Raw genomic sequence first — 21,136 nt, 5'->3', positions numbered from 1 at the left:
CCTCCGACGCGGACCGGCGAGTTCCCGTTATCCTCGACTGGTGCGGACGGTCCCGCGGCCTGCGCTCCGCGTCGGCCGGGGCCCGGCGTCCCGCCCCGGTCCGAGCCTCCGTCAGCGCCTCCGCGCGGAGCAGGGGACCGGCGGGCGACCCGACTCCGCGCAGACCGACGGACTTGAGGACTGGGCATGGCTGAATACATCTACTCGATGGTGCGCGCGCGGAAGGCGGTCGGCGACAAGCTGATCCTGGACGACGTCACCATGTCGTTCCTGCCGGGAGCGAAGATCGGCGTGGTCGGGCCCAACGGCGCCGGCAAGTCGACGATCCTGAAGATCATGGCGGGGCTGGACACGCCGAGCAACGGCGAGGCGCGGCTCAGCCCGGGCTACACCGTCGGCATCCTGATGCAGGAGCCCGAGCTCGACGAGACCAAGACGGTGCTCGAGAACGTCCAGGAGGGCGTGGGCGAGATCAAGGGCAAGATCGACCGCTTCAACGAGATCTCCCTCGCGATGGCCGACCCGGACGCCGACTTCGACAGCCTCCTCGCCGAGATGGGGACCCTGCAGGAGGCGATCGACGCCGCCGACGCCTGGGACCTGGACTCGCAGCTGGAGCAGGCGATGGACGCGCTGCGCACCCCGCCGGGGGACTCCCTCGTCACCAACCTCTCGGGTGGCGAGAAGCGCCGCGTGGCGCTCACCAAGCTCCTCCTGCAGAAGCCCGACCTGCTGCTGCTCGACGAGCCCACCAACCACCTCGACGCCGAGAGCGTGCTCTGGCTCGAGCAGTTCCTCTCGAAGTACCCCGGCGCCGTGCTCGCCGTCACCCACGACCGGTACTTCCTCGACAACGTCGCGGAGTGGATCGCCGAGGTCGATCGCGGACACCTCTACCCCTACGAGGGCAACTACTCGACGTACCTCGAGAAGAAGAGCGCCCGCCTGGAGGTCCAGGGCAAGAAGGACGCCAAGCTCGCCAAGCGGCTCACCACCGAGCTCGACTGGGTGCGCAGCAACGCCAAGGGCCGTCAGGCCAAGTCGAAGGCGCGCCTGGCGCGCTACGAGGAGATGGCGGCCGAGGCCGAGAAGACGCGCGTGCTCGACTTCGAGGAGATCGTCATCCCGGTGGGCCCCCGTCTGGGCTCCCAGGTCATCGACGCGAAGAAGCTGCACAAGCAGTTCGGCGAGCGCGTCCTCATCGACGACCTCAGCTTCACGCTGCCCCGCAACGGCATCGTCGGCGTCATCGGCCCGAACGGCGTCGGCAAGACCACGCTCTTCAAGACGATCGTCGGCTTCGAGCCGCTCGACTCGGGCGACCTGAAGATCGGCGAGACGGTCGACATCTCCTACGTCGACCAGAGCCGCGGCGGCATCGACCCGCAGAAGAACCTGTGGGAGGTCGTCTCCGACGGGCACGACTACATCACCGTCGGGAAGACCGAGATCCCCTCCCGCGCCTACGTCTCGCAGTTCGGCTTCAAGGGCCCGGACCAGCAGAAGAAGGCCGGCGTCCTCTCCGGCGGCGAGCGGAACCGCCTCAACCTCGCGCTGACGCTCAAGCAGGGCGGCAACCTGCTCCTGCTCGACGAGCCCACCAACGACCTCGACGTCGAGACCCTGGGCAGCCTCGAGAACGCGCTCCTCGAGTTCCCGGGCTGCGCCGTGGTCATCACTCACGACCGGTGGTTCCTCGACCGCATCGCGACCCACATCCTCGCCTACGAGGGCACCGAGGAGGACCCGGCCAACTGGTACTGGTTCGAGGGCAACTTCGAGGCGTACGAGGAGAACAAGATCGAGCGCCTCGGCCCGGACGCGGCGAAGCCGCACCGCTCCGCGTACCGCAAGCTCACCCGCGACTGATGCGCCTGCACGTCGCCATCCCGCTGCGCTGGTCGGACTTCGACGCCTACGCGCACGTGAACAACGCCGAGATGCTGCGCCTGCTCGAGGAGGCGCGCATCCAGGCGTTCTGGAAGCCGGACTCGCCGCAGCCCGGCGGGATGGCGACGGCGGTGCTCGACGCACGGCCGGGCGCCGAGTCGATCAGCCTCATCGCCCGGCAGGAGATCGAGTACCTCGCGCCGATCCCGTACATGCGCGCGCCGATCGACGTGGAGCTGTGGATCGGGCGGATCGGCGGGGCGAGCCTCGAGGTCTGCTACGAGCTCTACTCGCCCGCCGGCGTCGTCCCGCGGGTGCTCTTCACGAAGGCGGCCACCACTCTGGTGCTGGTCACGGCCGCGACGGGCAGGCCCCAGCGCATCCCGGAGGAGCTCCGCGAGGCGTGGGGCCCCTACGTCGAGGAGCCCATCACCTTCTCGAAGCGGGGCTGAGCTCAGCCCAGGGGGACGCGGACCATGCCCTCCTGGGCGACGCTCGCCACGAGCACGCCCTCCTGCGTGTAGATGCGCCCGAGCGAGAGCCCGCGTCCGCCGGACGCGCTCGGCGCCTCCTGCACGTAGAGGAGCCACTGGTCCACGCGCGCGGGGCGGTGCCACCACATCGCGTGGTCGAGGCTCGCTATCCGCAGGCCCGGCGTCGTCCACGCCGCACCGTGCCGGCGGAGCGTGGATTCGAGGATCGTGTAGTCGCTCGCGTAGGCGAGGGCGGCGCGGTGCAGCATCGGATCGTCCGGCAGCGGTCCGAGCGAGCGCATCCACACGCTCTGGTGCGCGACCCGCTCGGGGTCGGCCCGGAGGTACACCGGCTGCTCGACGTGCCGCACGTCGAAGGGGCGCTGCGTGGCCCAGAAGCTGCCGACCGGGTGGTCGACCCCCGCGAGGATCTCAGCGGTGCTCGGCAGCGACTCCGGGTCGGGGATCCCCTCCGGCATCGGCGCCTGGTGGTCGAGGCCCTCGTCCTCGGTCTGGAACGAGGCGATCATCGAGAGGATGGGGCGTCCGTTCTGGTAGGCCTGCGTCCGACGGGTGCAGAAGGAGCGCCCGTCGTGGATCCGGTCGACCGAGAACGTGATCGGCAGGGAGACGTCTCCGGGGCGGAGGAAGTACCCGTGCATCGAGTGCACGGAGCGCCCCTCGACGGTGCGACCGGCCGCGATGAGCGACTGCGCGAGGACCTGGCCGCCGAAGACCCGCCCCTCGGGCATCCACTGCGAGGGACCCGTCGAGATGTCCTCGCTGGTGCGGGCGCCGGTGTCCGTCAGGTCGAGCGCGGTGAGGAACGAGGACAGGGGATCGGGCACGGTACCTCCGGGGTGTCGGGCGGTCGGGCGAGCGGCCTCGGGTAAGTTTATCGACGCGATGAGTTCGTCCTTCTCCCTGGCGGATCCGCCCAGCCTGTCGGATCTGCGCGTCTTCCTCGGCCGTTCGGCCCGGGTCGAGGACGGTGCGGTCCGGCTCCTCGCCGACGACCACGTGCTGGCCGCCTACACGCCGATCCTCCAGCCCCGCGGTCTGCTCGACCGCTCCGCGACCGTGCTGGGCCTGCGCGTCTTCGCGCTCGACGAGCCCGCCGGCTTCGACCGGGTCGTGCCGATCCGTGCGCTGTCGGACCGCCTCGCCCGCCTGCAGTGGGAGCCGGGCGGAGCGGACGGCAAGCCGGTCGTCCTGCCCGACGGCGACGACGCGACGGCGGGGCCCTGGGCGGGCGTCTCCCCGCCCCGCGGCGGCTGGACCCGGCGCGAGCCCGTGGACCCGGGCTTCCTGGAGCGCGTCGCGCGCGAGGGGATCGACGAGATCGCGGCGGCCGTCGGCTCCGAGACGGGCGAGCAGATCGTCGGCCGCGTGCGGTCGAGCGTCTGGGGCCGCCCGCTCGACGGCCTCGAGGACGTCCCGGCGGGAGCGGCGTTCGCCCTCTTCGCGCTCGGGTTCCTCGGCGCCGACGACCCGGTCGCCCTGCTCGAGAGCGGCGCCTGGCGCCGCCTCACCTCACGGCGCGGACACGTGCTGGTCCGCACCCCGGGCTGAGCGGCTACTCCTCGAAGGTGTTCACCATCGCGTGGGCGGCGCGCTCCAGGTAGTCCCAGAGCAGGGCGTCGTCGGCCGGAGCGAGCTCGAGATCGTCGACGGCCGTCCGCATGTGCTGGAGCCAATGGTCGCGGGCCTCGGGGTTGATCCGGAAGGGCTGGTGCCGCATCCGCAGGCGCGGGTGGCCGCGCTCCTCGCTGTAGGTGCCCGGGCCGCCCCAGTACTGCTCGAGGAAGCCGGTCAGCCGCTGGATCGCGCCCTCGAGGTCGTGCTCGGGGTACATCGGCCAGAGGACCTCGTCCTCGCGGACGCCCTCGTAGAAGCGGCGGACCAGGCGCTCGAACGTCGGCCGGCCGCCGATGTGCTCCCAGAAGCTGCGCAGCGGAGGCGTGCCGCCGATCTGCAGGCCGCTCACGAGCGCGCTCCCGTCGGGCCGGAGGTGCCGCCGCCGTCCTGGGGCGGCGTCCCGCTCCCGCGCCGCAGCGCGCGGGGGAGCCGCACGGGCTTGCCGTGCTCGGTGCTGATCGTGGGGGAGGGCGTGGTCCGCGGCGGTTTGGCGCCTCCGACGCTCGTCGCCCCCTCGAAGCCCTCGAGGACGACGGTGGCCAGCGAGGGGAGCTTCACGTCGAGCGCGTCGAGCGACTTCTTCAGGCGCAGGCGCAGCTCGCGGGCGACGTCGTCCTTGGCGGTGGTGCGGGTCTTGACCACGACCCGGATGACCAGGGCGTCGTCGGCGATGGACTCCAGGCCCCAGAGCTCGGGCTTGTCGATGATCCGGGCCCGCCAGCGACTGCTCGCCGCCAGCTCGTTCGCGGTCGCGAGGACCGTGGACTGCACCTGCTCGAGGTCCGTCTCGTAGGGCACGGCCAGGTCGACGATGACGCGCGACCAGCCCTGCGACATGTTCCCGACCCGGACGATCTCGCCGTTGCGGACGAACCAGAGGGTGCCGTTGACGTCGCGGATCTGCGTCACCCGGACGCCGACCGACTCGACCACGCCCGTCGCCTGCCCGGTGTCGACGACGTCGCCGACCCCGAGCTGGTCCTCTGCGACCATGAACAGCCCGTTCAGGACGTCCTTGACGATGTTCTGCGCGCCGAAGCCGAGGCCCGCGCCGAGGGCGGCCGTCAGCAGGGCGAAGGAGCCGATGAGGTCCTTGTCGATCGTCGTCACGATCATGACCAGGGCGATGACGACGATCAGGATCGAGCTCAGGTTGTTGAGGATCGACCCGAGCGTGCGCGTGCGCTGCACCACCCGCACGGCCGCGAGCGGCGACGCGGCGATCGACTGGGTGTCCTCGACGCGCTGGCGGCGCTTCACTCCCGACACGATCTGATCGACGACGCGGCCGATCACGAAGTGGGCGATGACGCGCACCAGCAGCGCGCCCAGCACGATCCCGAGGATCGCGACCACCTTCCAGAAGGGCTCGGACTCGAAGAAGGAGACGGTGGCGGCGACAGGGTCCGGCGTGGAGGTCTGAAGAAGCAGCATGACCGCTCCAGGCTACGGGACGCCTCCCTCCGAGACGGGTGCACGAGCCCCGAGCGCGTATAGATTCGAGGCGGGTCCGCTCGGACCCGGACACCGCCCTGGGAAGGACGCCCGATGCTCCACTCCACCCGGACTCCCGCCGAGAAGCGCCGCCTCTTCCGCGAGCGCCTCGCCTCGGGCGAGCTGCTGCAGCTGCCCGGCGCGTTCACTCCGCTCTCCGCGCGCCTCATCGAGGCGAAGGGCTTCGACGGGATCTACGTCTCGGGCGCCGTGCTCTCGGCCGAGCTGGGGCTGCCGGACATCGGGCTCACCACGCTCAGCGAGGTGGCCGGCCGCTCGCAGCAGATCGCGCGCTTGACCGACCTGCCGGTCCTCGTCGACGCGGACACCGGCTTCGGCGAGCCGCTGAACGTCGCGCGCACGGTGCAGATGCTCGAGGACGGCGGAGTCGCGGGGCTGCACATCGAGGACCAGGTGAACCCCAAGCGCTGCGGGCACCTCGACGGCAAGGCGGTCGTCGACGAGGCGACCTCGGTGCGGAGGATCGCGGCGGCCGTCGACGCGCGCCGCGACTCCGATCTGGTGATCATGGCCCGCACCGACATCCGCGCCCTCGACGGCCTGCCGGCCGCGATCGACCGCGCCAAGCGCCTCGTCGACGCCGGAGCCGACGCGGTGTTCCCCGAGGCGATGCGCGACCTGTCCGAGTTCGAGGCCGTGCGCGCCGCGATCGACGTGCCGATCCTCGCCAACATGACCGAGTTCGGCAAGAGCGAGCTGTTCACCGCGCAGCAGCTCGCCGACGTCGGCGTGAACGTCGTGATCCACCCGGTCTCGCTGCTCCGGATCGCGATGGGCGCCGCGATGCGGGCACTCGACGCCCTCAAGGCGGAGGGGTCGCTCCGCTCGGAGGTCCCGGGCATGCAGACGCGCGCCGAGCTCTACGAGCTCCTCGACTACGCCTCGTACAGCCGCTTCGACGAGGGCGTCTTCGACTTCTCGCTCGCCGACCACTACGGCGCCTGAGCGCGCCGACCCGCACGAACCGGCGGCGCTCCCCGGCGCCGCCGCCCGCCTCTCGCGAAGGAGCGAAGGATGAGCACGACCGATCAGGACATCCGCAAGGGACTCGTGGGGGTCGTCGTCGACACGACGGCCGTCTCGAAGGTCGACCCGGCGTCGAACTCGCTGCTCTACCGCGGCTACCCCGTGCAGGAGCTCGCGGCGGGGACCTCGTTCGAGGACGTGGCCTGGCTGCTCTGGCACGGCGAGCTCCCCACTGCGGAGGAGGCGGCCGGGCTGGCCGCCGTGGAGCGGGCCCACCGCGCCCTGGCCCCCGAGGTGCGCACCGTGATCGACCTGCTGCCGCTGTCGGCGCACCCGATGGACGTGGTGCGAACGGCGGTGAGCGTCCTGGGCGCGCTGGAGGAGGATCCGGACGCCGACGCTCCCGAGGCCGTGCTGGAGCGCTCCGTGCGGCTCTGGGCGGCACTGCCGGCGATCGTCGCCTACGCTCAGCGCCGCCTGCGCGGCCTCGAGCCGATCGATCCGCGCGACGACCTCGACTACTCCGAGAACTTCCTCTGGACGACCTTCGGCGAGGTGCCGGAGCCGGTCGTCGTCGACGCGTTCCGCGTCTCGCTGGTGCTCTACGCCGAGCACTCCTTCAACGCCTCGACCTTCACGGCCCGCGTCGTGACGTCGACGCTGTCGGACGTCCACTCCGCCGTGACCGCCGCCGTGGGAGCGCTCAAGGGACCGCTCCACGGCGGGGCGAACGAGGCCGTGCTGCACGTGCTCGACGAGGTCGGCACCGGACCGGAGGCGGACCGGCGGTCCCGCGAGTGGCTCGCCGAGGCTCTCGGACAGCGCCGGAAGGTCATGGGGTTCGGCCACCGGGTCTACAAGTCGGGCGACTCGCGGGTGCCGACCATGGACGCCGCTCTCCGGCGGCTCGCCGAGCACGAGGGGGCCGGCGAGATGATGGAGCTGTACGACGCTCTGGCCGCGGCGATGGCCGAGCGGACGGGCATCCTGCCGAACCTCGACTACCCGTCCGGCCCCGCCTACCGGCTGATGGGCTTCGACACCGGGATCTTCACTCCGCTGTTCGTCGCCGCGCGGGTGGTGGGCTGGACGGCCCACGTGATCGAGCAGCGGGGCTCGAACGCGCTCATCCGGCCGCTGTCCGCCTACGACGGGCCGGAGCGCCGCTCGGTCCCGCAGCGCTAGGCGCCGGGAGCGGGGAGAGCCGCCCGGTCCCGCAGCGCCGAGCGCCGGGGGACCGGGCGGCTCACTGTCAGCCCCGGGTGTCGCGCTCCTGGGCGCGGAGCGCACGCTCCACGCCGGCCAGGTTCTCGATCACGAGTCGGCGCAGCGCCGGGACCTCCGGGTTCGCGTCGAGCCAGGCGCGGGTGGCGTCGACGATCTCCTGCGAGGGCGTGGCGGCCGGGTAGAAGCCGACGACCAGGTACTCGGCGATCTTGTAGCTCTTCGACTCCCAGAGGGTGCGGAGGGCGTCGAAGTAGACCGGGACCATCGCGTCGAGCAGGCGCGGGTCGGCGGCGCGCTGGAAGCCCAGGCCCGTCGAGCGGACGATCGTGTTCGGTGCCGAGTCGTCGGCCGTGACGGAGTCCCACGCCGCGCGCTTCGCCTCCGCGGTCGGCAGTGCGGCACGGGCGTGCGCGGCCGACTGCTGGCCGGTCGCCGTGTTGTCCGAGGCGAGCGCCGCGTCGATGTCGTCCGCACCGGCCCGCCCACCGGCGACGAGAGCGATCAGCAGCTCCCAGCCGAGGTCGGTGTCGATGTCGAGGCCGCCGAGGGCGGTGGAGCCGTCGAGCAGCGCCTGCACGGCCTCGAGGTGCGCCGGGGTGGACGCGATCGCGGCGAAGAACTTCACGAACTGGAACTGCGCGTCGCTGCCCGGCTCGGCGCTCTGCGCGAGCGTCCACAGCTGATCGCCCGCCTCCTCGACGACCTCGGCCCGGTACTCCGGAGCGACGTACTGGGTGGCGGTGGCGACGAGCTGGTTGAGCACCGTCCGCAGGGTCGTGGACTCGGTCTCGGTCGCGACGTTGCCCAGGACGAGGCGGACGAAGTCGCGCGGCGCCGACTCGGCGTCGCGGGTCGAGTCCCAGACCGAGCCCCAGACCAGCGAGCGGGCCAGGGGGCTGTCGATGCTCGCGAGGTGCTCGACGGCCACGGCGAGCGAGGCGTCGTCGAGGCGGACCTTCGCGTAGGCGAGGTCGTCGTCGTTGAGCAGCACGAGCGCCGGACGGGTGCGGCCGATCAGCTCGGGCACCTCGGTGCGCTCCCCGTCGACGTCCAGCTCGAGGCGGTCGACGCGGACGAGGCGCTCGCCCTCGAAGTCGTACAGGCCGATCGCCAGGCGGTGCGGGCGGATCGTCGGGTACTCCTCGACCGCGGTCTGCAGGATCGCGAAGGACGCGATCGCTCCGCTCTCGTCGACCGCGATCTCGGGGCGGAGCGTGTTCACGCCGGCCGTCTCGAGCCACTGCGCCGACCACTCGGTGAGGTCGCGCCCGCTGGTGGCCTCCAGCTCGACCAGCAGGTCGCGCAGCTCCGTGTTCGAGAAGGCGTGCTTGACGAAGTACTCGTGGACGCCGGCGAGGAACTCCTTCTCGCCGACCCACGCGACGAGCTGCTTGAGCACCGAGGCGCCCTTGGCGTAGGTGATGCCGTCGAAGTTGACCTGGACGTCCTCGAGGTCGTTGATGGTCGCGACGATCGGGTGGGTCGAGGGCAGCTGGTCCTGGCGGTAGGCCCAGCTCTTCTCCATCGCGGCGAAGGTGGTCCACGCCTCGGTCCACTCCGTCGCCTCCGCGGTGGCGAGGGTGGAGGCGTACTCGGCGAACGACTCGTTGAGCCAGAGGTCGTTCCACCACTTCATCGTGACCAGGTCGCCGAACCACATGTGGGCGAGCTCGTGGAGGATCGTGACGACCCGGCGCTCCTTGATCGCGTCCGTCACCTTGGAGCGGAACACGTAGGTCTCGGTGAAGGTCACCGCTCCCGCGTTCTCCATCGCGCCGGCGTTGAACTCGGGGACGAACAGCTGGTCGTACTTCGCGAACGGGTACGGGACGCCGAACTTCTCCTCGTAGAAGGCGAAGCCCTGCTTCGTCTTCTCGAACACGTAGTCGGCGTCGAGGAACGGCGCGAGCGAGGCCCGCGCGAAGACCCCCAGCGGGATGGTGCGGCCGTCGGAGGAGACGAGCGAGTCGGTCTCGACCACGTAGGGTCCGGCGACGAGGGCCGTGATGTAGGAGGAGATGCGCGGGGTGGGCTCGAAGCTCCAGGTCGCGATCCCCTCGCCCGCCGGGACCGGCTCGGGAGTGGGCTGGTTCGACACGACCTGCCACTGCGCGGGCGCGGTGACGGTGAAGCGGAACTCGGCCTTGAGGTCCGGCTGCTCGAACACCGCGAAGACGCGGCGGGAGTCGGGCACCTCGAACTGCGAGTACAGGTACACCTCGCCGTCGACGGGGTCGACGAAGCGGTGCAGGCCCTCGCCCGTGTTGGTGTAGAGCATGTCGGCGACGACGGTGAGCTCGTTGTCCGCGGCCAGGGAGTCGAGGCGGATCCGGACGCCGTCGGCGACGTCGGCGGGGTCGAGCTCCGCGCCGTTGAGGGTGACGGAGTGGACCGTGCCCGTGACGGCGTCGATGAAGCTCGAGGCGCCCTCGGTGGCGGAGAAGCGCACCGTGGTCGTGCTGAGGAAGGTCTCGGCTCCCCGGGTCAGGTCGAGGGCGATGTCGTAGTCGTGGACCTGGATCAGCGAGGCGCGCTCCTGCGCCTCGCTCCGGGTGAGGTTGTCTCCTGGCACGGGGGTGCTCCATCCGTTCGTCTCGGGCGCTGCCGCGGGCGCCGGGGTGCGGGCGCCGCCGATCCACCCTAGAGCTGCCGGGACCCGCCGTGGAGCCCCGTGGCGCCGATCCTGCGGAGCCGCCGGGGAGCGCGGACGCGGCCCCGGCGAGCGGCGTAGCGTGTCCCCATGACCTCTGTGGACTTCTGGTTCGACCCCTCCTGCCCGTGGGCCTGGATGACCTCGCGATTCGTGGACGAGGTGACCCCCGCGCGCGACCTCGACGTGCAGTGGCACATCATGAGCCTCGCCGTCCTCAACGAGGACAAGGACGTGGACGACTCGTACCGCGCCTTCCTCCCGCGCGCGCTGCGCTACACGCGCCTGGTCGCCGCCGTCGCCGAGCGCGAGGGCCGCGAGCACGTGAAGCCGCTCTACGACGCGCTCGGCACCCGGATCCACCCGGGCGGGCGCACCGACGTCGACGCGGTGATCGCCGAGTCGCTGGCCGAGCTCGGCCTGCCCGCGGAGCTCGCCGCCCACGCCGACTCGGACGAGTACGACGAGCCGATGCGCGCCTCCCACTTCGACGGGATCGAGCGGGTCGGCCAGGACGTCGGCACCCCGGTCATCGCGATCGGCGACGTCGCCTTCTTCGGCCCCGTCATCTCGCCGATCCCGAGGGGCGAGCAGGCGCTGACCCTCTGGGACGGCATCGTCGCCGCCGCCTCCTTCGACGGCTTCTTCGAGCTCAAGCGCTCGCGGACCCGCGACCCGCAGTTCGACTGAGCCGACTCGCGGTACTCTGACTCCCGGCCCGGGCACCGCGGGCCCCAGACGGCTCTTCCGGAGGAGTTCTCTCGTGCGCATCCACATCGCCACGGACCACGCAGGGCTGGACTTCAGCCGTCACCTGATCGAGCACCTCGGCGCCGCCGGTCACGACGTGATCGACCACGGCCCCACGTCCTACGACCCGCTGGACGACTACCCGTCCTTCTGCATCAACGCCGCCGCCGCGGTCGTCCGCGATCAGGAGGCGGGGGTCGAGGCCCTCGGCGTCGTCTTCGGCGGCTCGGGCAACGGCGAGCAGATCGCGGCGAACAAGGTCGCGGGCGTGCGCGCGGCGCTCGTCTGGAACCTGAGCACCGCCGTGCTGGCCCGCCAGCACAACGACGCGAACGTCATCTCGATCGGGGCCCGCCAGCACTCCGTGGAGGAGGCCACCGGCTTCATCGACGCGTTCGTCGCCGAGCCCTTCACCTTCGAGGAGCGGCACGTGCGCCGCATCGCGCAGCTCGCCGAGTACGAGGCCACCGGCGACATCACCGGCCGGGTCGTCGACTCCGCCGCGAAGGAGCGCTGAGTGCCCGAGGGGCACTCCGTCCACCGGATCGCCCTGCAGTTCGAGCGCGACGTCGTCGGGCACCGCGTCGCGACCAGCAGCCCCCAGGGCCGCTTCACCGAGGGAGCCGCGCTCCTCGACGGGCGCGAGGTCCTCGAGTCCACGGCCGTCGGCAAGCACCTGCTGCTGCGCTTCGAGGGCGACCTGACGCTGCACGTCCACCTCGGCCTCTACGGCGCGTGGGACTTCCTCGGGCACGTCTCGCCGCTGTTCCCGGACGGGAAGGCCGGCAGCAGCATCGGCGCTCCCCGGCGCCGCCGCGCCGTGCGCCTCTCCGAGACGGAGCACGAGACCGACTCCGACCTCGACGAGTTCCCGCCGCCGCCCGTGGGCGCGGTGCGCGTGCGCATCATGACGGACGAGACCGTCGCCGACCTTCGCGGCCCCACCGCCTGCGAGGTGATGGACCCCGCCCAGGTGGAGGCCCTCCTCGCCCGCCTCGGTCCGGATCCGGCCGACGACGACTCCGACGAGGCGCGCGACCGCTTCGTGAACCGGCTCCGCAGGACGGCGACGCCGGTCGGGCTGGTGCTGATGGACCAGTCCGTGGTCAGCGGCATCGGCAACATCTACCGCGCGGAGCTGCTCTACCGCGCCGGCCTCGACCCGCACACTCCCGGCAAGCAGGTGCCGCTGGAGCTCGCACAGGAGCTGTGGCGGGACTGGGCGGACCTGCTCGAGGACGGCATCCGGACCGGGATGATGATCACGCGCCGCGGCCTGACGAAGACCGAGCGCTCGAAAGCCGTCCGCAGCCGCGCCGAGCGCAACTACGTCTACAAGCGCGAGGGCCTGCCCTGCCGCGTCTGCGGCACGAACGTGCTGCTCGAGGAGATCGGCGCGCGCAAGCTCTACTGGTGCCCGGTGTGCCAGTCGTGAGCGCCGGTGGAGAGACGCCGGCCCGGTCCCGCGCCCGCCGAGCCGTCCGCCCCGCGCTCCGCGAGGCCTCCCGATGACCGGCGGTCTCCTGCTCCGGGGCGCCCGCCTCCTCGGCTCGTCCCGACCCGGTGCCGTGCTCCTGCGCGACGGCCGCGTGGAAGCGGTCGGACCGGACGCCGCCGCCGCCCCGGGCGACGAGGTGCGCGACCTCGACGGGCGCTGGGTGCTCCCCGGCCTCTGGGACGAGCACGTCCACTTCTCCCAGTGGGCGATGACGGCCCCGCGCCTGGACGTCTCGTCGGCGGACTCGGCCCGCGGAACGGCGGACGCGGTCCGACGTCGCCTGGCGGAGGAGCCCGGTACCGGCACGCTGATCGGCTTCGGCTTCCGCGACGGCCTCTGGCCGGAGCCGCCGACGACCGCGCTCCTGGACGAGGTCTCTCCGGAGCGGCCCGTCGTGCTGATCAGCGGCGACCTGCACTGCGCCTGGCTGAACTCCGCCGCGTACCGGCGCTACGCCGTCGCTCCCGAGCCCGAGCTGCTGCGCGAGGACGCCTGCTTCGAACTCGTCACCGCACTCGGAGCCCTCGGCGACGACGAGCTCGACGCGCTCGCCGACGCGGCGGCCCGGCGGGCTGCGGCCCGCGGGGTGGTCGGCGTCGTCGACCTCGAGATGCGCTGGAACGCGGGGGACTGGCCCCGTCGCGTCGACGGCGGAACCCGCTCCCTCCGCGTCGACACCGGCGTCTACCGCGACCACCTCGACCGCGCCCTCGCGGACGGACTGCGCACTGGCGACGAGCTCGACGGCGGTGACGGCCTGCTGCGGATGGGCCCGCTCAAGGTCCTGATCGACGGCTCCCTCAACACGAGGACCGCCTACTGCGCCCACCCCTACGCCGACCACGACGGCAACGGCGTCCTCACCGTGGAGCCCGCCGAGCTGGACGAGCTGCTCGCCCGCGCGGCCGCCGGGGGCATCCGCTCCACCGTGCACGCGATCGGAGACGCCGCGGCGATGCTGGCTCTGGACGCGCTCGGCCGGATCGGCGGGGGCCGGATCGAGCACGCTCAGCTGCTCGCGGAGGCCGACCTTCCGCGGTTCGCCGCGCTCGGCGTGGAGGCCGGAGTGCAGCCCGCGCACGCGCTCGACGACCGCGAGGTGGCGGAGCGGTACTGGCCGGGACGCACCGGCCGGGCGTTCCCGCTGCGCTCGCTGCTCGACTCCGGGGCCCGCGTGGTGCTCGGCTCGGACGCTCCGGTCGCTCCGCTCGACCCGTGGGTCGCGATCTCGGCCGCGGTCGCGCGGGCGCTGCCGGGCGACGAGCCCTGGCATCCGGAGCAGCGGGTGAGCGTCGAGGAGGCGATCGTCGCCTCGACCCGGGTGCGCCGGCTCACGCCCGCGGCCGGCGATGCCGCCGATCTGGTGGTGGTCGACCGCGATCCGCTCGCCGCCGATGCAGGAGCCCTCCGATCCATGCCGGTCGCCGCGACCCTCCTGGCGGGCCGCTTCACGCACGGCGGCTGACCCGCGCCCGTCGCGACACCGGCTGCTCCGGATCGCGCGGACGGGCCCGGGAACGACGACGGCCCGCGGGATCCGAGGATCCGCGGGCCGGTCGAGGCGTGGTGCTCAGCTCTCGCTGACGTGGGCGAAGAGGAACCAGCGGTCCTTCTCGAGGCCGCGGCCGATCTCGATCGCGACGTCCTGGCTGCTCGCGTCGATCTCGGCGAGCTCGGCGATCGCCGTGTTGACGGTCGCGATGGCGACGTCCATCTGGCGAATGATCTCGACGATCGCGTTCTCGGAGCGCTGGAAGCCGGGGGTGAGGGGTTCGGACCGCGTCGCCGAGGCGACGGTCTGGATGCGGGCGTCGACCGGGAGGCCGAGGGCGACGACGCGTTCCGCGGCGAGGTCGGCCCACTCGATGGCGCGGCCGACGATCGCGTCGAGCAGCTCGTGGACGCCGATGAAGTTGGCGCCGCGGACGTGCCAGTGCGCCTGCTTGCCGTTGACGGCGAGCGCGGTCATCTCGATGACGACGGGGCTGAGGAACTGAGCGACTCCGGATGCGACATCCGGGTTCGACGAGGTGAGCGACGTGACGGACGTGGTGGACATCGTCTGGTCCTTTCGAGAGGGGGTGACTGATCGTCAACAGTACGCAGATCCCCCGGCGCCGCAAGGAAGCGCAGGCTCGGCTCAGTCCGGTGAAGGACAGGCTCACCTCGGTCGCGGAGGGGCGTCACGGGGGCTTCCCCCCGGGTGCCCGGAGCCGTGCCGCCGGTACGCTCGACCGGGTCGCGGCGGCGGCGGGAGCGGACAGGAGGCGCGGATGAGCGGAGCATCGACGGCCCTCGGCGAGGCCTCGCGCGCCTACCTCCGGCTCTGGCGCGGACTGCCCCGGGAGGTGCTCGCGCTGGTGGCCGCGATCCCGGTCGCGCTCCTCGGTGCCTTCTGCGCCGGCGTCGCGCTGGCCGTCGCGCTCGGGCTCGTCGGAGTCCTGATCGGCCTGGTGTTCCTGCCCGCCGCCCTCTACACGGCGCGCTTCTTCTCGCGGGCCGCCGTCGGCCTCGACGTGCTGGCCGGACGGCCCGCCGTCCCCCGGCCGCAGTGGCGGCGACCGCCCTTCGCCGTCACTCCCTCGACCTTCGCCCTCTACGGTCCGGTGATCGACGGGCACTACTGGCTCGCTCTCCTGCACACGCTCGTCGTGGCTCCGGTGCTCGCGCTGCTGTCCGGACTGCTCCTCGCGCTGTGGACCTGGGCGGGCCCGGGCACGGTGGCCGCCGCGCTCACGGGGGCCCCCGGTCCGGCCCGCCTGCTGGCCGAGAGCGGGGCCGCTCTGCTGGGCGCCCCGCAGCCTCCGGCGGGACTGGTCGCCGCGGCGACGGTCGCCACGACCGTCCTCTTCGTCTCGACCCTGCCGTTCGCCACCCGCGGCCTCTCCCTCCTGCACTGGCTGGTCGACCGTCTCCTGCTCGGCCCGTGGGAGTCGGAGGCGCTCCAGCGCGAGGTCGCCGAGCTGAGCGCCTCCCGCGGCGCAGCCGTCGCCGCCGAGGACCGCGCGCTGCGCCGGCTCGAGCGCGACATCCACGACGGCCCGCAGCAGCGCCTGATCCGGGTCCAGATGGACCTGGCCTCGGCCCGCAACCGACTCGCCGCCGACCCGGAGTCCGCCGCCCGCCTGGTCGACGAGGCCCGCGAGCACGTGCGCGCCGCGCTCGACGAGCTGCGCGCCCTCTCCCGCGGCGTGGCGCCGCCGATCCTGCAGGACCGGGGCTTCGAGGCGGCGGTGCACTCGCTCGCCGAGCTCAGCCCGGTGCCGGTCGAGGTCCTCACCGAGCACCCCGTGGCGGACGTGCCGCCCGAGGTCGAGCGCAGCGTCTACTTCGTCGTCGCCGAGCTGCTCGCCAACGTCTCCAAGCACTCCGGTGCCCGATCGGTGCGGGTGCACCTCGACACCCGCGACTCCGGCGCTCCGGGGGAGCGCTGGCTCGACGCCTGGGTGGTCGACGACGGAGTCGGCGGGGCGTCGCCGGTCGCCGGTCACGGTCTCGAGGGGGTCGGCGGGCGCGTCCGGGGCCTGCGCGGGATCCTGAGCGTGGAGTCGCCGGTCGGCGGGCCGACCACGGTCGGGGTGCACGTCCCCTACCGCCCGGCCGTCCTATCCTGAGGGCGTGCCCGTGATCCGCGTCGCCATCGCCGAGGACTCGGTCCTCCTGCGCGAGGGCCTGGTCCGCCTCTTCGAGGACGCGGGGTTCGCCTCCGTCGGCGCCTTCGGGGACGCGGACGCCCTGCTCGCCGATCTGGCGCGGGACCCGGCCGGCGTCGACGTCGCCGTGCTCGACGTCCGGATGCCGCCGACCTTCCGCGACGAGGGCGTCCGCGCGGCGCTGGAGATCCGCCGCCGCTACCCGCACGTGTCGGTCCTCCTGCTCAGCCAGTACGTCGAGGTCACCTACGCGCAGGAGCTGCTCGGCTCCGGCGACGGCGGACTCGGCTACCTCCTGAAGGACCGGGTCGCCTCCGTGGAGGAGCTGCGCGACGCCGTCGAGCGCGTCGCGGCGGGCGGAACCGTCCTCGACCCGCAGGTCGTCGCCTCGCTCCTGCAGCGCAACCGCGACCCGCTCGCCTCGCTGACCCCGCGGGAGCGGGAGGTGCTGGAGCAGATGGCCCAGGGGCGCACGAACGCGGGCATCGCCTCCGCTCTCTTCGTCGGCGTGGGCGCCGTGGAGAAGAACGTGACCGCGATCTTCCAGAAGCTCGGGCTCGAGGACTCGGGCTCCGACCACCGGCGGGTGCTGGCGGTCCTCGCCTTCCTGCGCGCCGGGCGCTGACCACCGGAGAAGAGGAGAACCCGATGCCGTCGAGTCCCGCGGAGGGCGCCCGCGTCCTCGCCCTGACCGGGGGACGCGCCCCGGAGATCGCCGACACCGCGTGGGTCGCTCCGGGCGCCACCGTGATCGGCTCCGTGCGCCTGGGGGAGCGGGCGAGCGTCTGGTACGGCGCCGTCCTGCGCGCCGAGCACGCGCGGATCGAGCTCGGCGCCGGCAGCAACCTCCAGGACGGCGTCGTTGTCCACGTCGACGCCGACTACGACGCGGTCATCGGCGCCGGAGTCTCGGTCGGGCACAACGCCGTGCTGCACGGCTGCACCCTCGAGGACGACGTGCTGGTCGGCATGAGCGCGACCGTCCTGAACGGGGCCGTCATCGGCACCGGCTCGCTGGTCGCCGCAGGCGCCGTCGTCCTCGAGGGGACGGTCGTCCCGCCGGGCTCGCTGGTGGCGGGCGTCCCCGGGAGGGTCCGGCGGGAGCTGACGGAGGAGGAGCGCGAGGGCATCCGCCGGAACGCCGCCTCGTACCTCGCCCTGACGGAGGAGCATCGCGGCGCGGTCGGCTGAGCACGCCCGGAACGCCTCGGAACGACGAAGAGCCCCGGACATCCGGGGCTCTTCGTGAGGAGAGGGGCTGACGAGAATCGAACTCGCATCATCTGTTTGGAAGACAGAGGCTTTACCACTAAGCTACAGCCCCGAATCGCTGGTCTGACGACCGCGAACCGGTGCGACCGGGTCTCTCGACCGGGCACCAGGACAGCGTAGTACATCGCGCGAGCACCGTGGACACCCCGGTCGTCCTCCGCCGCGCGGTTCCGGTCGCCGCTGCCGCGGTGCAGTACACTTGCGAAGGCCATTTCGGCGTGTCGCGCAAGCGCACGTGCGGGGACGGCTCGACGAGAGTCTCACGCACGGTGCCCAGGCCCGCGCATCCGGGGCGTAGCTCAGCTTGGCTAGAGCGCCCGCTTTGGGAGCGGGAGGTCGCAGGTTCGAATCCTGTCGCCCCGACCACGAGTACTCATCGTGACGACATCGACCCGTGACGACCGTCATCCGGCGCCGACACCAACCAGCACAGGAGATCCCCTCACGTGAAGACCACGGTAGAACAGCTGAGCCCGACCCGCGTGAAGCTCGCGATTTCGGTCACCCCGGACGAGCTCGGCCCCAGCATCACGCACGCCTACGGCCACATCGCCGAGCAGATCAACGTCCCCGGCTTCCGCAAAGGCAAGGTCCCGCCGGCCATCGTCGACCAGCGCGTCGGCAAGGCCGCGGTGCTCGAGCACGCGGTCAACGAGGGCCTCGACGGCTTCTACCGCGAGGCCGTCCGCGAGACCGAGGTCCGCCCCCTGGGCCGCCCGCAGGCCGACATCGTCGCCTGGCCGAGCGACAAGGACTTCACCGGCGACCTCGAGCTCGCCATCGAGGTCGACGTGCGCCCCGAGATCACCGTCCCGGACTACGACGGCATCGAGCTCACCGTCGAGGCGGCCGAGGTCACCGACGCCGACGTCGACGCCGAGCTGGACAAGCTCCGCAGCCGCTTCGGCACCCTGGTCACCGTGGATCGCCCGGCGAAGACCGGCGACTTCGCGCAGATCGACCTGGTCGCCTCCATCGACGGCGTCGAGGTCGACACCGCCAACGCCATCTCGTACGAGCTCGGCTCGGGCGAGCTGATCGAGGGCATCGACGAGGCGCTCGACTCGCTCACCGCGGGCGAGAGCACCACGTTCACCGCTCCGCTGCTCGGCGGCGACCACGCCGGCGAGCAGGCCGAGATCGCCGTCGCGCTCACCGCCGTCAAGGAGCGCGAGCTCCCCGAGGCCGACGACGACTTCGCGCAGATCGCCAGCGAGTTCGACACCATCGCCGAGCTGCGCGAGTCGCTCAAGGAGCAGGCCGCTCAGCAGAAGACTTTCGGCCAGGGCGGCGAGGCCCGCGAGAAGCTCGTCGAGGCGCTGCTCGCCCTCGTCGAGGTGCCCGTGCCCGCCGGTCTCGTCGAGGACGAGGTGCACCGCCACCTCGAGGGCGAGAACCGCCTCGAGGACGACGAGCACCGCGCCGAGGTCAAGGAGGCCAGCGAGAAGACCTTCAAGACGCAGATCCTCCTCGACCACGTCGTCGAGCAGGAGAAGGTCCAGGTCAGCCAGGACGAGCTCACGCAGTACCTCATCCAGGGTGCGGCGCAGTACGGCATGGAGCCGAACGAGTTCATCAAGATCCTGTCCGAGAACAACCAGATCGGCCAGATGGTCGGCGAGGTCGCCCGCAACAAGGCGCTCGCGATCGTCCTCGGCAAGGCGAAGGTCACCGACACCGAGGGCAACGCCGTCGACCTGACCGCGTTCACCGCGGTCCCCGGTGACGACGAGGCCGTCGAGGCCTCCGACGAGGCAGTCGCCTCGGACGAGACCGAGGTCGTGGAGGAGGCTCAGGCCGCCGCCGACGCCGAGGTCCCCGCGGAGCCCGTCGCCGAGGAGCCCGCTGCCGAGGAGGAGCCCGCCCCGGCCCCCAAGAAGAAGCGCGCGCCGGCCAAGAAGAAGGCCGCCGCTCCCGCCGAGGAGACCCCGGCCGCGGAGTAGTCGCCGCGAGCACGTCAGGAGCCGCCCCCCGATCCGTCGGAGGGCGGCTCCTCTCGTTGCGGGGCTCCGGTCCGCCCCGGGCGAACACGGGCGACTCCCGCTCCGCCCCGGGCGAACACGGCCGGATCGGCCTGGCGGCGTCCGATAGATTCGCCTCCGAAGCGACAACTGAAACGGAGCAATACATGGCCGACATGGTTATGCCCAACAGTGTTTTCGACCGCCTGCTCAAGGACCGGATCATCTGGCTCGGTTCCGAGGTGCGCGACGAGAACGCGAACGAGATCGCCGCGAAGCTCCTGCTCCTGGCAGCCGAGGACTCCGAGCGGGACATCTACCTCTACATCAACTCGCCCGGCGGCTCCATCACCGCGGGCATGGCGATCTACGACACGATGCAGTTCGTCCCGAACGACATCGTGACCGTGGGCATCGGGATGGCGGCCTCCATGGGCCAGCTGCTCCTCGCCGCCGGAACCCAGGGCAAGCGCTACATCACCCCGAACGCGCGGGTGCTCCTCCACCAGCCGCACGGCGGCTTCGGCGGCACGGCCTCCGACATCCAGACCCAGGCGCAGCTCATCCTCGACATGAAGAAGCGCCTCGCCGAGATCACCGCCAAGGCGACCGGCAAGACCGTCGAGCAGGTCAACGAGGACGGCGACCGCGACCGCTGGTTCAGCGCCGAGGAGGCCCTGGCCTACGGCTTCGTCGACCACATCCGCTCGTCGGCGACCGACGTGGCCGGCGGTGGCGGAACCGCCATCGACGAGTAGTCCAGCGAACGCGCCGAGAGATCAGGAACAGACAATGACCACACCCACCTTCGGCGGAACGGCGTTCGGCTCCGGAGCCGCACCGTCCTCGCGCTACATCCTCCCCACGTTCGAGGAGCGCACGGCCTACGGCTACAAGCGCCAGGACCCGTACGCCAAGCTCTTCGAGGACCGCATCATCTTCCTCGGAGTCCAGGTCGACGACGCCTCCGCGGACGACATCATGGCCCAGCTCCTCGTGCTCGAGAGCCAGGACCCGGACCGCGACATCGTCATGTACATCAACTCGCCCGGTGGATCCTTCACCGCGATGACGGCGATCTACGACACGATGCAGTACATCCGCCCGCACATCCAGACGGTCGTGCTCGGCCAGGCCGCCTCGGCCGCCGCCGTGCTCACCGCCGCGGGAACGCCGGGCAAGCGCCTCGCGCTGCCGAACGCGCGCATCCTCATCCACCAGCCCGCCGTGCAGCAGGGCGGGGGTCAGGCCTCGGACATCGAGATCCAGGCCGCCGAGATCATGCGCATGCGCGAGTGGCTCGAGGAGACGCTGTCGCAGCACTCGAACCGCTCGATCGAGCAGGTCAAGAAGGACATCGACCGCGACAAGATCCTCGGCGCGAGCGACGCGCTCGAGTACGGGCTGATCGACCAGGTGCTCACCAGCCGCAAGAGCCTCCCGGCTCTCACGGCGTAGGGCGTCCAGGAGGGGCCTGGTGGCGGAGCGATCCGCCGCCCGGCCCCTCTCTGCGTCCTCCGTCGCCGTAGCAAAGCGCCACACGAGGCGCAAGGCACGGCGAATCCGGCCCGCCTGCCGAGCCCTCGCGGCTCAGCGGCTAGGCTCGGAGCAGTGTCAGGGGGCTCGTCCCGCTCGCACCGGCC

The 21,136-nt window shown here is 72.0% G+C and carries 20 protein-coding genes and 2 tRNA genes; 16 read left to right on the top strand and 6 right to left on the bottom strand.

Going from position 1 to position 21,136, the window contains the following annotated elements; translation table 11 throughout:
* Positions 1-186 precede the first annotated feature (186 nt).
* Both ettA and C5B98_RS09585 read left to right on the top strand, forming a co-directional pair.
* Complete coding sequence (gene ettA, locus C5B98_RS09590; RefSeq protein ID WP_104223708.1) at positions 187-1,869, top strand: energy-dependent translational throttle protein EttA; 1,683 nt, start codon at positions 187-189, stop codon at positions 1,867-1,869.
* On the top strand, positions 1,869-2,342 hold the full coding sequence (locus C5B98_RS09585; protein ID WP_104223707.1) for a thioesterase family protein: 474 nt from the start codon (positions 1,869-1,871) through the stop codon (positions 2,340-2,342). The genes ettA and C5B98_RS09585 overlap by 1 nt, the downstream gene beginning before the upstream one ends.
* A 2-nt stretch (positions 2,343-2,344) precedes the next feature.
* Here C5B98_RS09585 and C5B98_RS09580 read toward each other — a convergent pair whose 3' ends face one another.
* Positions 2,345-3,211 (bottom strand): acyl-CoA thioesterase II, encoded by an 867-nt coding sequence (locus C5B98_RS09580; protein WP_244230637.1) that lies wholly within the window; start codon positions 3,209-3,211, stop codon positions 2,345-2,347.
* Positions 3,212-3,269: 58 nt separating this feature from the next.
* Between C5B98_RS09580 and C5B98_RS09575 the strand changes: the two genes are divergently transcribed.
* Positions 3,270-3,935 carry a hypothetical protein gene (locus C5B98_RS09575; RefSeq protein WP_104247302.1) on the top strand — a complete coding sequence of 222 codons (666 nt, stop codon included), beginning with the start codon at positions 3,270-3,272 and terminating at the stop codon, positions 3,933-3,935.
* 4 nt (positions 3,936-3,939) lie between these two features.
* On the opposite strand, the gene C5B98_RS09570 is transcribed toward C5B98_RS09575, so the two are convergent.
* The gene (locus C5B98_RS09570; protein ID WP_279630823.1) at positions 3,940-4,350 is read right to left on the bottom strand and encodes a globin; all 411 of its coding nucleotides are present in this window, start codon (positions 4,348-4,350) and stop codon (positions 3,940-3,942) included.
* Positions 4,347-5,435 (bottom strand): mechanosensitive ion channel family protein, encoded by a 1,089-nt coding sequence (locus C5B98_RS09565; RefSeq protein ID WP_104223705.1) that lies wholly within the window; start codon positions 5,433-5,435, stop codon positions 4,347-4,349. Before C5B98_RS09565 ends, C5B98_RS09570 begins: the two co-directional genes overlap by 4 nt.
* 114 nt (positions 5,436-5,549) lie before the next feature.
* Here C5B98_RS09565 and prpB point away from each other — a divergent pair, with 114 nt between their 5' ends.
* Together prpB and C5B98_RS09555 are read left to right on the top strand one after the other, a co-directional pair.
* A complete protein-coding gene (gene prpB, locus C5B98_RS09560) occupies positions 5,550-6,461 on the top strand; it encodes a methylisocitrate lyase (protein ID WP_104327694.1) in 912 nt (303 codons plus the stop codon).
* Positions 6,462-6,530: 69 nt separating this feature from the next.
* Positions 6,531-7,667 (top strand): bifunctional 2-methylcitrate synthase/citrate synthase, encoded by a 1,137-nt coding sequence (locus tag C5B98_RS09555; RefSeq protein WP_104232531.1) that lies wholly within the window; start codon positions 6,531-6,533, stop codon positions 7,665-7,667.
* A gap of 67 nt (positions 7,668-7,734) precedes the next feature.
* On the opposite strand, the gene pepN is transcribed toward C5B98_RS09555, so the two are convergent.
* Positions 7,735-10,281, bottom strand: coding sequence for an aminopeptidase N (gene pepN / locus C5B98_RS09550; RefSeq protein ID WP_104261280.1), 2,547 nt, complete (start codon positions 10,279-10,281; stop codon positions 7,735-7,737).
* A 168-nt stretch (positions 10,282-10,449) separates the two neighbouring features.
* Here pepN and C5B98_RS09545 point away from each other — a divergent pair, with 168 nt between their 5' ends.
* From C5B98_RS09545 to C5B98_RS09530, 4 genes are all read left to right on the top strand, one after another.
* Positions 10,450-11,049 carry a DsbA family protein gene (locus C5B98_RS09545; protein WP_104223701.1) on the top strand — a complete coding sequence of 200 codons (600 nt, stop codon included), beginning with the start codon at positions 10,450-10,452 and terminating at the stop codon, positions 11,047-11,049.
* Positions 11,050-11,122: 73 nt separating this feature from the next.
* Positions 11,123-11,626 carry a ribose-5-phosphate isomerase gene (locus tag C5B98_RS09540; protein WP_104327693.1) on the top strand — a complete coding sequence of 168 codons (504 nt, stop codon included), beginning with the start codon at positions 11,123-11,125 and terminating at the stop codon, positions 11,624-11,626.
* Positions 11,627-12,544 carry an Fpg/Nei family DNA glycosylase gene (locus tag C5B98_RS09535; protein ID WP_104254926.1) on the top strand — a complete coding sequence of 306 codons (918 nt, stop codon included), beginning with the start codon at positions 11,627-11,629 and terminating at the stop codon, positions 12,542-12,544.
* Between the two features lie 73 nt (positions 12,545-12,617).
* Positions 12,618-14,072 (top strand): amidohydrolase, encoded by a 1,455-nt coding sequence (locus tag C5B98_RS09530; RefSeq protein WP_104327692.1) that lies wholly within the window; start codon positions 12,618-12,620, stop codon positions 14,070-14,072.
* 105 nt (positions 14,073-14,177) lie between these two features.
* Here C5B98_RS09530 and C5B98_RS09525 read toward each other — a convergent pair whose 3' ends face one another.
* Complete coding sequence (locus C5B98_RS09525) at positions 14,178-14,666, bottom strand: Dps family protein (protein WP_104223697.1); 489 nt, start codon at positions 14,664-14,666, stop codon at positions 14,178-14,180.
* A gap of 214 nt (positions 14,667-14,880) precedes the next feature.
* Between C5B98_RS09525 and C5B98_RS09520 the strand changes: the two genes are divergently transcribed.
* The 3 genes from C5B98_RS09520 to C5B98_RS09510 are packed head-to-tail and all read left to right on the top strand — an operon-like array spanning position 14,881 to position 17,451.
* Positions 14,881-16,221, top strand: a complete 1,341-nt coding sequence (locus C5B98_RS09520) for a histidine kinase (protein ID WP_104327691.1) — start codon at positions 14,881-14,883, stop codon at positions 16,219-16,221.
* A 4-nt stretch (positions 16,222-16,225) separates the two neighbouring features.
* On the top strand, positions 16,226-16,885 hold the full coding sequence (locus tag C5B98_RS09515) for a response regulator transcription factor (RefSeq protein ID WP_104257382.1): 660 nt from the start codon (positions 16,226-16,228) through the stop codon (positions 16,883-16,885).
* Between the two features lie 23 nt (positions 16,886-16,908).
* Positions 16,909-17,451 (top strand): gamma carbonic anhydrase family protein, encoded by a 543-nt coding sequence (locus C5B98_RS09510; RefSeq protein WP_104292157.1) that lies wholly within the window; start codon positions 16,909-16,911, stop codon positions 17,449-17,451.
* 62 nt (positions 17,452-17,513) lie between these two features.
* On the opposite strand, the gene C5B98_RS09505 is transcribed toward C5B98_RS09510, so the two are convergent.
* Positions 17,514-17,584, bottom strand: a tRNA-Gly gene (locus C5B98_RS09505).
* Between the two features lie 236 nt (positions 17,585-17,820).
* Here C5B98_RS09505 and C5B98_RS09500 point away from each other — a divergent pair.
* The 4 genes from C5B98_RS09500 to C5B98_RS09485 all read left to right on the top strand — a co-directional run bounded on the left by C5B98_RS09500 (position 17,821) and on the right by C5B98_RS09485 (position 20,951).
* Positions 17,821-17,898, top strand: a tRNA-Pro gene (locus C5B98_RS09500).
* Positions 17,899-17,978: 80 nt separating this feature from the next.
* Positions 17,979-19,475: a trigger factor gene (gene tig / locus C5B98_RS09495; protein ID WP_104232539.1), complete on the top strand. Its 1,497-nt coding sequence runs from the start codon at positions 17,979-17,981 to the stop codon at positions 19,473-19,475.
* A gap of 185 nt (positions 19,476-19,660) precedes the next feature.
* The gene (locus C5B98_RS09490; RefSeq protein WP_104327690.1) at positions 19,661-20,251 is read left to right on the top strand and encodes an ATP-dependent Clp protease proteolytic subunit; all 591 of its coding nucleotides are present in this window, start codon (positions 19,661-19,663) and stop codon (positions 20,249-20,251) included.
* 34 nt (positions 20,252-20,285) lie between these two features.
* The gene (locus tag C5B98_RS09485) at positions 20,286-20,951 is read left to right on the top strand and encodes an ATP-dependent Clp protease proteolytic subunit (RefSeq protein WP_104327689.1); all 666 of its coding nucleotides are present in this window, start codon (positions 20,286-20,288) and stop codon (positions 20,949-20,951) included.
* The last annotated feature ends 185 nt before the right edge of the window (positions 20,952-21,136 follow it).

This window comes from Rathayibacter sp. AY1A5, from assembly GCF_002930875.1.
Taxonomy (GTDB): Bacteria; Actinomycetota; Actinomycetes; order Actinomycetales; family Microbacteriaceae; genus Rathayibacter.
This window is presented reverse-complemented; position numbering and strand designations above follow the sequence as displayed.